General features: G+C 39.0%; 9 protein-coding genes and 1 pseudogene. 8 read left to right on the top strand and 2 right to left on the bottom strand.

Annotated elements, in window-relative coordinates; translation table 11 throughout:
- Window positions 1-105: 105 nt before the first annotated feature.
- From L1D51_RS18605 to L1D51_RS18585, 5 genes are all read left to right on the top strand, one after another.
- On the top strand, window positions 106-1053 hold the full coding sequence (locus tag L1D51_RS18605) for an HlyD family secretion protein (RefSeq protein WP_055199412.1): 948 nt from the start codon (window positions 106-108) through the stop codon (window positions 1051-1053).
- The gene (locus L1D51_RS18600) at window positions 1050-1976 is read left to right on the top strand and encodes an ABC transporter ATP-binding protein (protein ID WP_239964482.1); all 927 of its coding nucleotides are present in this window, start codon (window positions 1050-1052) and stop codon (window positions 1974-1976) included. The genes L1D51_RS18605 and L1D51_RS18600 overlap by 4 nt, the downstream gene beginning before the upstream one ends.
- A gap of 5 nt (window positions 1977-1981) precedes the next feature.
- Window positions 1982-3127, top strand: a complete 1146-nt coding sequence (locus L1D51_RS18595; RefSeq protein WP_054563664.1) for an ABC transporter permease — start codon at window positions 1982-1984, stop codon at window positions 3125-3127.
- A 68-nt stretch (window positions 3128-3195) separates the two neighbouring features.
- Window positions 3196-4359, top strand: coding sequence for a sugar ABC transporter substrate-binding protein (locus L1D51_RS18590; protein ID WP_239964481.1), 1164 nt, complete (start codon window positions 3196-3198; stop codon window positions 4357-4359).
- Window positions 4356-6593, top strand: coding sequence for an ATP-binding protein (locus tag L1D51_RS18585; RefSeq protein ID WP_239964480.1), 2238 nt, complete (start codon window positions 4356-4358; stop codon window positions 6591-6593). The genes L1D51_RS18590 and L1D51_RS18585 overlap by 4 nt, the downstream gene beginning before the upstream one ends.
- A 10-nt stretch (window positions 6594-6603) precedes the next feature.
- On the opposite strand, the gene gloA is transcribed toward L1D51_RS18585, so the two are convergent.
- A complete protein-coding gene (gene gloA, locus L1D51_RS18580; protein ID WP_055021479.1) occupies window positions 6604-7002 on the bottom strand; it encodes a lactoylglutathione lyase in 399 nt (132 codons plus the stop codon).
- Window positions 7003-7388: 386 nt separating this feature from the next.
- On the opposite strand from gloA, the gene L1D51_RS18575 reads away from it, so the two are divergent.
- On the top strand, window positions 7389-8927 hold the full coding sequence (locus L1D51_RS18575; RefSeq protein WP_239964479.1) for a S10 family peptidase: 1539 nt from the start codon (window positions 7389-7391) through the stop codon (window positions 8925-8927).
- A gap of 120 nt (window positions 8928-9047) precedes the next feature.
- On the opposite strand, the pseudogene L1D51_RS18570 reads toward L1D51_RS18575, so the two are convergent.
- Window positions 9048-9242 (bottom strand): annotated as a pseudogene (locus L1D51_RS18570) (endonuclease III); the annotation flags it as partial.
- Between the two features lie 87 nt (window positions 9243-9329).
- Between L1D51_RS18570 and L1D51_RS18565 the strand changes: the two are divergent.
- Together L1D51_RS18565 and L1D51_RS18560 are read left to right on the top strand one after the other, a co-directional pair.
- Complete coding sequence (locus tag L1D51_RS18565; RefSeq protein WP_239964478.1) at window positions 9330-10289, top strand: SIR2 family protein; 960 nt, start codon at window positions 9330-9332, stop codon at window positions 10287-10289.
- A gap of 151 nt (window positions 10290-10440) precedes the next feature.
- Window positions 10441-12618 (top strand): NACHT domain-containing protein (locus tag L1D51_RS18560; protein WP_239964477.1); only part of this gene is annotated, 2178 nt, incomplete at its 3' end.

Raw genomic sequence — 12618 nt, 5'->3', positions numbered from 1 at the left:
ACTCCATATATTTCTAAAACTTTAATTCCTATAGATCACTTTTATAGATCATTTTAATACTTTATAGTATCTAGCAACTCATCAGCTAACCATAAGGAAATTAAAATGTTAGCTAAACGTGTTGTACTCATTCTAATTTCTTTAGTCATTACTGCTTGCTCAGACTCAAATGAGGGAGTAGCGCTAGGAACGCTTGAGCGTGAGCGTGTGATCCATCCTGCAACGACTAACGAAATACTGATCGATTTACCCGTTTCAGCAGGCCAGTTGGTCGAAAAAGGGCAGGTGATTGCAAAGTTCGATGCCGAACTACAACAAGCGATTGTTGCTAAAGCACAAGCTCAACTAGCTCAAGCCACTGCATTTCTTGAAAAAACCTTGAATGGTGCTCGCCCCGAAGAAGTTGCTGGTGCATCAGCCAAAGTAGCAGCAGCTAATGCTGCATATACGCAAAGCGAAGCTAATTTTCACCGTGCAAAAACCTTAGTTAAAGATAAACTCGCAAGCCAAGAAACCTTAGACAGTGCAACCGCTGCACGCGATGAGACATTCGCTAATTTAGAATCAGCAAAGCAGAACTTAAATGAATTAACAAATGGTTCTCGCGTTGAAGATATTAATAGTGCGAAAGCGCAAGTTCAGGCGGCAGAAGCAGAACTAAAAGTACAGCAAAAATACCTCTCAGATCTGACAATTAAAGCGATGCGTGCTGGCAGGGTCGATAACTTACCTTGGCACGTAGGTGAGCGAGTTACTAAAGGCAGCCCTGTCGTTATTATTCAAGCAAACAGCGCACCTTATGCGCGCGTATATATCCCTGAACCATATCGTGCCAAGCTCAATCAGGGCATGACACTTACAGTTCGTGTCGATGGCATAGATAAAGATATTCAGGGTGAACTGACCTGGATTGCCTCAGAGCCTGCGTTCACGCCTTTTTATGCCCTTAATCAGGAAGAGCGTGCGAGATTAATGTACCTTGCTGAGGTAACACTACCGGTAAGTGAAAATAATTTACCGACAGGCGTACCTGCTCAAGTGATTATGCCATGACTGAATCGGTGATCCATGCCAAAGGTTTGGTAAAACAATTTGGCGATTTAAAAGCGATTGATAACCTTGATCTAGACGTTGAGCAAGGGCAAATTTATGGCTTTTTGGGCCCTAACGGCTGTGGTAAAACGACTGCAATCCGTATGCTTACGGGTTTATTGAAGCCAACCTCTGGTGATATCAATGTGCTTGGCTTGAGTCTGCCAAAAGATGCTGAAAAGCTCAGAACGCAACTTGGTTATATGACACAAAAGTTTTCACTTTATAGTGACCTGACCGTGCTTGAAAACCTAAAGTTCATGGCGGCGCTTTACCCGTTTAAAAAGCAACAAAAACAACAAAGAATTGACGAATTGCTCCATACCTATGGTCTTGATCAAAGAGTAGATCAAATGGCCGGAAGTATGAGTGGGGGCCAACGGCAGCGCTTAGCATTGGCTGCTGCAGTGATTAATAAACCGAAAATTTTATTTCTTGATGAACCAACATCGGCAGTCGATCCACAAAATCGCCGTGATTTTTGGGAAACACTGTTTGATTTAAGTAATGCCGGTACCACGATATTAGTCACCACCCATTACATGGATGAAGCTGAGCGTTGTCATCGTTTAGCCATTTTAGAATCTGGTATTAAACGCGCGGATGGCTCTCCAAAGCAATTAATGACAGACATGCACGCTCATGTTGTAGAAATCGCAGGGGCGCAAACCAGAGAATTAAAAAAACAGCTCGCAAAAATCGACCATGTTATCTCAGCCACTCAATTAGGTACACAACTGCGAGTATTAGTAAAAAAAGGTGTTCAAGACCCCGTTGAGTTCATAAAACAGCAATCATTTTGTCAGGATACGTGGCAAGTTAATAGTGTGCGCCCAAGCCTTGAAGACGTGTTTGTCACCTGCACAGGGCAGGGCAGAAAATGAGTATTATGACTTCATTAAGCCGGATAAAAGCAATTGTAAACAAAGAATTATTACAATTACGCCGCGATAGAATGACCTTTGCGATGGTGGTGATGATCCCCCTTATCCAACTGATTCTATTTGGTTACGCTATTAACACCAACGTTAAAGATATTCCTGTTGCAGTGGTCGATCATAGTCAAACTGCGCTCAGTCGCATTTTAGTACAAACAGTATCGGCGACAAATGTGGTTAAAGTGACGGATTATTACGACAGTATTGAACAGGCACAAACAGCAATCGCGAGCGCGAAAGTGCGGGCTGTGCTGTTTATACCCCACGATGTGGCAAACCGACTTGCCCAGCACCCAACAGTGGGTTTTGGTTTGCCTGATGGCAGTAATGAGTCGTTAGTCAGGCCAATTGCGCATTGGTTAGTTGATGGCTCAGATACAATGGTAGCGTCGAGCATAAAATCGCTGCGCAATATGCCGCTTGCAGAGCTTCTCGATAAGCCTGCGAATAGAACATACCCAACCTTTGAGACGACCTTATTTTATAACCCAGAGCAACGCTCTGCAGTGAATATTGTGCCAGGTTTAGCTGCTGTTATTTTAACCATGACGATGATTATGTTTACCTCTGCTGCCATTGTTAAAGAGCAAGAGCGAGGTAATATGGAGCTTTTAATCACCTTACCGTTAAGCTCACTTGAATTAATGATCGGTAAAGTGGTGCCTTATATCTTCATTGGTTTTATTCAGTTATTTATTATATTAGGTATGGGTAAGCTCTTGTTTCATATTCCTTTTGGAGGTGGTTTAGTCGCATTGGTTGTCGCAACCTTTGCCTTTATATGTGCCAGTTTAGTGCTTGGCTTAGTGCTTTCAACCATCGCTAAAAATCAGCTTCAAGCAATGCAAATGACAATTTTCATTCTGTTACCCTCTATTTTATTATCAGGTTTTGTATTTCCCTATGAAGGTATGCCAAAGGCAGCACAATGGCTTGCTGAGTGCCTACCCGCAACGCATTACCTAAGGTTAATACGCGGAATCGTGCTAAAAGATGTCAATCTAATAAGTATGAGCAGTGATTTACTTTGGCTGTTAGCCTTTACAATTTTGGGCTTGGCTGTGGCTGCATTTAGGTTTAAGAAAACCCTTGATTAGGCTGGGCAATTTAGGGCATATGTGCTTAACTAAAAAGTAATTTTAATTCATTTTGAGTAGACATTAGCGTGTGGCGAGTATTTTGGCTGGCGGTGCTATTAGTTACGTTTGATGGCTATGCAGCAACGATAAACCTAGCCCATACCATGAAGCATGAACATTTTAACCAATTGCTTAGTGAGTTTGCAGAGCAAAGCGGTTTAACGGTTAACTCTGTATTGGTTGACCAAAAGGCGCTAAAAGTCAGGCTGGTGCAAAATACTAGTACCAGCACCTCAACAGACGTTGTTATTGTACCCGCTGATCACTTAGGCCTTGATAAATATGCCAACTACAGCACTATTCCAGACTCACTCATAGCTGACACCACAGACAAGCGAACCTTAGAAACTGCAAAGCTCAACAACAAGCTCTTAGGTATACCCATCATTCAAGGCAATCACCTATTACTTTTTTATAATAAGCAGTTTGTTAAAGAGCCAATAGAAAATTGGCAGGATATATACCGAATTCAATCATCATTGCCTGAAAAAGTGAAACTCGTTACATGGAGTTTTATGGAAATGTATTGGTTTATCCCGTTCTTATCGGCTTTTAATGGCGACCTAATTGTAGATAACCATGTTCAGCTTAATACACCAGCAATGCAATCGGCTCTCAAATTTGTTTGGGATTTAAATAAACAAAATCTGGTTGATAGACAGTGCGATTACACTTGCTCAAATAATGCATTTAAAGCGCAGCAAGCCGCTTTCACCATTGATGGTGCATGGGCATTAAAAACGTATGAAGAGGCATTGGGTAATAATTTAGGAATACAACAATTACCGAAACTCAATGGTGAGTATATGCAGCCTTACTACTCAACCTTTGTGTTGGCATTTCCAAACCATGCTTTAAATGGTGCAAATAAAGAGAGCTTGATCAAATTTGCTAAATTGGTTCAAGCAGAAAAATTCCAAACACTGGTTTGGCAAAAACTTCAAGATATCCCGGTTAACACTGAGGTTTTAAATAATCTAAAAGCACAACAAGGCACTGAGTTATCAACCTTAATTGATGCTATACAATTCACAAAACCTATGCCCTCTACCGCATCTATGATCATCGTATGGGAAGTATTAAATAAAGGATTTATTCGCTATGGCAGTGGTGCCTTAACTGCTGAGCAAGCGGGGCTTTTTATGCAAGGGTTGGCAGAGCGTTCGATTGCCAATGAAGGGGATGAATGAGTAGTCCACGCTTTAGCCGCGCCTTATTTATCAGTGTATTACTACTGGTCATTATTCCCCTACTGATCCTTGCAGGTTTGATGATTGGGCGTTTCTATTTAAGCTCAATTGACCAAGCAAATACGAGTTTGCAATGGCAAGCTAGAAATAATGCAGCCAGTCTTGAACAACTCTTATTTAAGCTTGAGAAAAATAGCCAATTACTTAGTAGCACTAAGGCGATAACTGAGCTGCCAAATAAAGTGGTGTACTCACAGTTCGCGCTTGTGCAGCTACAAGAGTTTGTTGCCCAAAATCCACAGATAAAAGCATCGATAGTAATTGATAATCAAGGGTTTATAGTTGAAGGGTATCCCATCACTTCTTTAAATTTGAATTTTAAACTCACTAAAAGCATTCTCGACAGCGCTCAAACATCAACAGAGCAAAACACAATTCAAATTATTGATAATCCACAAGTTACTGAGCTACTCGCACCTTTACAGGCAAAACAAAATGCTTTACTGGCAATTACATCTACATTGCTACATGAGCAAGATTCTCTCAGTGAGCCAATAATTAAAACGGGCGTGTTAGTGTCTTTTGTGCCTTTATCAGAGGCGTTAAAGTGGCTTGCAATACACAATGAGCAACCGGTATATCAAGCGGGTAAGCAGGTACAAATTACAGCACAAGATAACATTCTATATAGCGTGGGCGATGCTGGCGATAACGGCAAATTAATGGGGCAGGCCTCAATCAGTAATGTTTTTTTTGCAGGTAAGCCAACCAGTTTACAATTCCAAATTAATGAAGCAAAAACCACCTACACCAGCGCTGTAAAGCAAACGGCTATATTGGCAGGGTTGTTAATTGTAGGACTCTCTATTATTTCATTTATCTCAGTGCGTTGGTTGACGGCCCGTCTCCATAACCCACTAAATCGTATTACTGCTCTTAGCCGAGAATATGCATTAGGTAATTACAAACAAGATACCGACGATTTTCATTATCAAGAGTTTAAAGATATTGCAGATTCCCTTAGCAGCATGGCTGATACCATTGATATACAAATTACTTCATTGCAATTAGAAAAACTTCGCGCTGAGCGCTCTGAGCAAGTTAAAAGCCAATTCTTAGCTAATATGAGCCATGAAATACGCACACCAATGAATGGTATTGTCGGCTTTTTGCAGCTACTCAATAAAAGCACGCTAACACAAGAGCAAGCAGAGTTTGTAAGGCAAATTAATAACTGTAGTGATGTGTTATTAACCGTGATTAACGATATTCTCGACTTTTCAAAAATAGAGGCCAATAAAATAGAGCTCGAGTCACGACAATGTGATTTAGTCGCGCTTTGCCATGACCTTATTTTACTATTTAAACCGAGCTGTGATGCCAAAGGGGTTGGCTGCCGGCTTGATGTCTCCTCATTACAATCGCTGAATGTAGAATGTGATGAAATACGTGTTAAACAAGTGCTAATTAACTTACTCTCTAACGCCGTTAAGTTTACCAATCAAGGAGAGATCGTTCTTTCGCTTACTCTGCAAAGCCGAGATGAACACGAGACAGCCGTCGTGATATCGGTAAAAGATACAGGCATTGGTATCGCTGAAGATAAAATAACGGCCCTGTTTAATCCCTTTGTTCAAGCGCAAAGTAGTACCACTCGTGAATATGGAGGGACCGGTCTTGGGCTTGCCATCAGTAAGGGGATGATTGATTTGATGGGAGGCACTATTGCTATCGACAGTGAGTTTGGAAAAGGTACCGAGTTTACCATTAATGTTAATTTTAAATCACTAAACCCACAGGACGCTAGCGCAAAAGTACACCAATCAGATGAAGACACTCAGTTCGATTTTAAAGCCGTCGATAAGCCAATATTAATTGCCGAAGATAACCCGATTAACCAAATTGTGATCACTAAGTATTTAACTCAATTAGGTCTAAATTATGAACTGGCAGAAAATGGACAAATTGCCTGTGAGAAAACCCTAACACAAGATTACGCACTGATTTTAATGGATATTCAAATGCCAGTGATGGATGGATTGACTGCCAGCGAAAACTTACTTGCAAGGCCAGATTTTGATACGCCGATTATTGCAGTCAGTGCTAATGCAATGAAAGACGACATCGAAACAAGCGCAAAAATTGGTATCAATGACCATATTGCAAAGCCAATTAATTTTGTTGAACTTGAAAAAGCGCTCGCAAAGTGGCTATCTCAGCAATCGCCGAAATAGCCGGTATGAATCAAAAAGTGGTGTTATCTTTTTTCTGAATTAACTCAATCGCATAACCATCTGGGTCTTTAACAAATGCAATTTCAGTTGTGCCGCCTTTGACAGGACCCGGCTCGCGGCTCACATTACCGCCAGCAGCTTTAATGTCTTCGCAGGCTTTATAAATATCATCAAACTCGATAGCAATATGACCGTATGCATTACCCAAATCATAGCTGTCAGTATCCCAGTTATAAGTAAGCTCAAGCACGGTCGAATCTTTTTCGTCACCATAACCGACAAAAGCAAGGGTGTAGCGGTACTCTTCGTTGTCTGCACGGCGCAGCTCTTTCATACCTAATACCTGCGTATAAAATTCAATTGATTTATCTAAATCAGCAACGCGAAGCATTGTGTGTAATAAGCGCATTTAAGCATCCTCTTTTTTGTCTTTAAATTCATACAATTTCAATAACACAGCGTGGTACAAAGCTGCACATTAAAATTATCAAAAATGGATTATAAGTTATTTCGATTGCATGCACAGTAGCATTGAGACAAAGCGTAAAGACTATGCTGTTAAATTAATAATTAAGCTTATGATTTGGAGATATAATCAGGCCCTTGCTATTTTGCAATAGGATAGAGTACTACAACACCTTTGTCGCAGACAGTTGAAATTACACCTTCTTACTGTAAAGGTAATAGGTGAATAACATAAAACTTGAAAAATAGGCTGACAAAGCATTCAAGACATAAATAGCAACGCTCTATTATCAAGCCCGATAAAGCTAAGCCTCCGAGGGAGAATAAAACATGGCGTATGTTGCCAATTTCAAAACTGTAGTCATCTCTACATTGTTTGCGTTTTGTACAAACGCAGTTAATGCAGATGAAGTCTCAAATTCAAACAACAGTAAGAAGCCGATACCCGAAGCCACTAAATTTGTGACCCAGCATAAAGGTACTTTTAATGACAAAAGGATGAAATACAAAGCTGTAGCTGGTGAAACCTATTTATTAAACAAAAACGAAGAGCCAACTGCTGCTATTTTTTCGTTTGATTACATAGCTGCAAGCGATAACAAAAACAGACCAGTCACATTTATCTGGAATGGTGGCCCAGGCTCATCATCTAATTGGTTACATATGGGCGCCTATGGTCCTAAACGAGTTGTTGTACCAAGCGATGCTGCACATCCAGGAATGGCTCCTTACGAATTAAAAGATGCGCCTGAGACGATACTTGATGTAACTGATATGGTGTTTGTGGACCCTGTTGGTACAGGTTACTCGCGTGCCTTAGGCAACACTGACAGCAAAGCCTTTTGGGGCTTAAATCAAGATGCAGCCTCTATCGCTGATTTTATTGCCCAGTGGCTAACAAAAGAAAATCGCTGGAATGCACCAGTATTTTTATTGGGAGAGAGCTATGGGACAACTCGAGCAGCAGCGGTTTCTAAAGTACTGATGGATAAACACCTGATTAATGTAAATGGCATTATTTTTGTGTCACAAGCTTTAGACTATCAAGGTTCAAGCCCTTATGTTGATGACAACATTATTTCTTATATCACTTACATACCCACACTTGCTGCAACCGCTTGGTATCATAAAAAAGTAGATACATCTGGAGATTTTGAAGCATTTATAGATGCAAGCCGACAATTTGCAGTTGATGAATTACTACCAGCCTTATTTAAGGGTAATGCGCTTAGTAAAGCTGACAGAAAGCGAATTGTTGACGGCCTTCACCGTTATACAGGGCTAAGCAAACAATATATTGAGCAGGTTGATTTACGCATTAACGCCTTTAGATTTGCAAAAGAGTTATTGCGTGATGAGGGCGTCGCAGTAGGCTTTCTTGATGGACGTTATAAGCTTGATGAACGAGACGATTTAACAGCAGCTCCTAAGCAAGATGCGTCAAAAGTGATAGGGCCAGCATATAAAGCGGCACTGATGAAATATATGCGCGCAGATTTAAACGTACAGTGGAAAAGAAAATACTTAAACCCTGGCGATCCTGAGTTATCAGATAACTGGCGCTGGCGCACTGCTCCTGATGGACAAGGCTGGGAGCCAAGATACGTCAATACAGTGCCAGATTTATCTTATGTGCTTCGCAGCAATCCGCAAATGAAAGTGATGGTCGCCTCTGGTTATTACGATATTGTTACGCCATTTTTTGATGCTGAATACACCTTAAATAGACACGGTATATACGCTGATAAAATTGATTATCACTATTATCACGGCGGTCACATGATGTATGTCCACGAACCAGCAAGAGTGGCACTGTTAAGAGATACGCGAGAATTTATTAAAAAGCAGGTAAGCCAAAACCCACGATAATGGCTAGGAACATTGTGCCAAACCTAGTGTTTGGCACAATAAGCAAAATGAACTTACTGAGGTGATAGAAAAAGGTGAGCAACTTCACCTTAAAATTGTTAGCTTTAGAATAGACTTTAACTACTCAGTCTTTTCCTTAAACTCACACAAATCTTCGATAATACAGCTGCCGCATCTAGGTTTACGAGCCGTGCACACATAGCGGCCATGCAGGATTAACCAGTGGTGTACATCGACTTTAAATTCTTTAGGTACAACTTTCTCGAGCTTTTCTTCCACTTTGACTACATCTTTACCCATAGCAAACTTAGTGCGGTATTACATGAAGGTATGTATATAAAAAGTGTTTATCCTAAAGTGTAATAATGTACAATAAAATCAAAAATAAACAATGGAATTGCTATGACAGAGAGCTTCAAAACTTCAGAAGAATGGGAAGTACTTATTAAAATCTTAAAGGAAGGACAAAAAGATCCTGCTTTTCAGCCAATTCTTTGGGTTGGCGCAGGTTTGTCGGTTCCAGCAGGATATCCAACTACTCCTGAGCTCATAGCTAAATTAAGAGAAAAAAGCCTCAAAGAGCTCCCTAACTTTGCTCCTGATGACTCTACATATGATTTAGATTCACCCAACAGATCTTTTACATTATGGGTAAAGGATTTTGCAAAAGTAAATGGTTACGGAAGACTCAATAAAGTACTTTCCAGTATTTTTACAATCTTATCAAGTGAACCTACGAATACTCATCTAGAGCTAATTCAAAGCCCTTGGAAAAATATTTTTACAACTAACTATGATCAATTGCTTGAGTCTGCTTTACAAAGGAAAGGGAAAAACTTCAATGTTGTTACCCATGAAAGTAATTTTGGAATTGAACAAAGTCATATTATCTCTTTATATAAAATCCATGGTGGGCTTTCCAACATAGAAGCTTGGACATTGGATGAAGAAAGCTATTTAAATTTTGCAGATAAATATCCGTTTCTTGTTGCAAAACTGAAGGTTACTTTGATGGAGCACCCGATTGTATATGTAGGGTGTTCGATGTTAGACCCAAGAGTTATCGAGTGGTATCAATATTGTGAAGAGAAAAAAATATCAAGCCGGTTAGAGTATTCAATTGTTATTATTAGAAAAAGTGAATGGGAAAACTTACCTGATAATATAAGAACGCTCTATTTAAAGTCTAATGTACATCCATTATTCTTTGAATATTATGAAGAGCTTCCAAATATATTTAAAGAAGTTAATTTTGAACTTAATAGCAAATTTCTTGAAGAAGAAATTAATACAGAAGCAAAAAATTTGGATGCTGAACATAGGAAAGAAAGAGAAAACAGGTTAATAGNGGTTAATAGATGATCTATTATATGAAACCCTCTCTCCATGCATCGTTTCTGTAATAGCATGTATTTGGTTAGAAACTCCCAAAAATGTTTCATATGAGGAACACTTAAAGAGCTCTTTTGGTGCAAAAGCAAGAAATCAAGGGGAAATCGCCTTTAAAAGCTTGTTGGATGATTTTGTTGAGCTGAGCAAAAAATTAATTGATACAAACCTTGAATTTAAATCAAAAGAAAAAGTTTTTTCATTACTAAACTTGCTCTTAAAAAAATATTTTCCAACACATATATCGCTAGATAAAATAGATTTTAACCCTCATACACTTTATGGATCTTTACAGATGCATACTATTGATGATGAGGCTTTTGTTATTGATGACAATATTAAAGATGCCTTTGGTAGCATACTTAAAGACTATTGTGAGCTTATTATAGATTGTAGCCAAGCTCTTCCAGCATGGTCTGAAGAAAATTTAAATACTCAATTAGGTAATCAAGAACTTCTATTTGAAAAGCTTAGGGAAGAGTTAGGCCGCTGGAAAGAAAAAAATTCAAATCAACATGATGACATAGCTTTGGTTGAAGATGAGTTCAGAAGAGCGATAGCGAGGCGGTTTGATGAATTGAAAATTTTTGGGCTAAACTTCGGGAAGAGAACAAGAAAATATCAATTAAGTGTTGCATATATATCTTTAACAACAGAAACCGACTTTAATAATTCTGACGATAACAAGGTAATGTCAACTAATGAAGCACTTACCAGTTATAAGCGACTTGTTATACTCGGAGAAGCAGGGCAGGGAAAAACAACCTTGTTACAGTGGTTAACTGTGCAATGTGGTCGCAGAGCATTTAGAAATGAGCAGGTTGACTTTAATAAAAAAGTTCCTGTGTTGATTCAATTAAGATCACTTTTACATGAATCTATTTTGCCTACTGAACTAGATTTTTATTCTTTTATGACTGAAGGAATTGTAATCGAAAATCCACATAGAGAGTGGATTAGCCAAGTTTTAGAAAATGGGTTAGCTATAATCATGGTAGATGGCTTTGATGAGGTACCTAAAGAAAGACGCCAAGAGGTACTCGAATGGATTAATAACCTTTGTGAACGATACGAAGGTAATCAGTTCATATTAACTTCGCGACCATCTGCATACGAAAACACGTCTTTGGATCACTTAGACTTTAATGTGATTCAATTACAAACTATGGATAGAAAAGCTCAGACTGATTTTGTTGAGCATTGGCACCATGCCATTGCATTAGAGTATGATAAAACTAAACCAACAGCCTTAAACCAACAGGCAAGTAGCCTTTTAGAAAAGTTACGACAACAAAAAGTGTTAAGAAATTTAGCGCAAAACCCGCTTTTATGTGGTGTTTTATGCATGCTACATCATGACCGTAATGGTTATTTACCAAAAGATAGAACTGATTTGTATGAATCAACCTGTAGGTTATTTCTCGATAGCAGAGATCGCGAAAAGAAGGTCATCGAAACAGATGCGTTTTCATTACTAGATTTCAGAAATAAAGAGTCCTTCCTTTCAGATATCGCTTTTTGGATGACCAGCAATGGTCAAACTACTATATCCCCAAATGATTTGAAGCGAAGGTTAAGGTTAAAGAGTACAGATATGCCTCAACTAAGAGGTAGAATATCTTCTGATGATTTACTCTTGTTTTTTCTTGAGCGAAGTGGGTTGCTCGTTCAGGTAGGTTCAAATGAAATACAATTTACGCATCGTACATTTCAAGAGTTTTATACAGCAAAATATTTAATTGCTGAGAATGATACTGATTGTCTTTCTAGAAATGCAGGGAATGATTACTGGAACGGAGTAATTCAATTAGCAATAGGTTTACGTAGTTCAAAGTCTGAGAATGAAAAATATTTAACAGAACTACTTTCTAAAGCAAATGAATTCGAGTCAATTAAAAACTTAAATGCTGCAACATCACTATATTTATTGGTGCTAACGTGTAAAGAAAATATGAGAGAGATTACGCCTAGGTTTTCTACTAAATTAAAAGAAGTGATCAAAAAGGTTGTTCCTCCTCCGACCGCAAAGGTCAGAGATGCTCTAGTATCTGCAGGAAGTATTGCTATTCCATATCTTGCTCGTCCAAGTGTAAGAAGATCAATAGTTAAAGATCATTACTGTGCACTAGCCTTAATTAAAATGGCAACTGCTGATGCTTATATTCTCTTGAAGGAGTACTTTAAGGATAGTAGAGCTTCTTATCTTCAGAAGTTGAGTTCAGATATTAAAAAAATGGACAGTGAAGTAGCGATAGAGTCGAATTTAGCTGAAGCTATTATTGCTGATGGTATACATAAATAT

Source organism: Pseudoalteromonas shioyasakiensis, from assembly GCF_022398475.1.
GTDB lineage: Bacteria > Pseudomonadota > Gammaproteobacteria > Enterobacterales > Alteromonadaceae > Pseudoalteromonas.
This window is presented reverse-complemented; position numbering and strand designations above follow the sequence as displayed.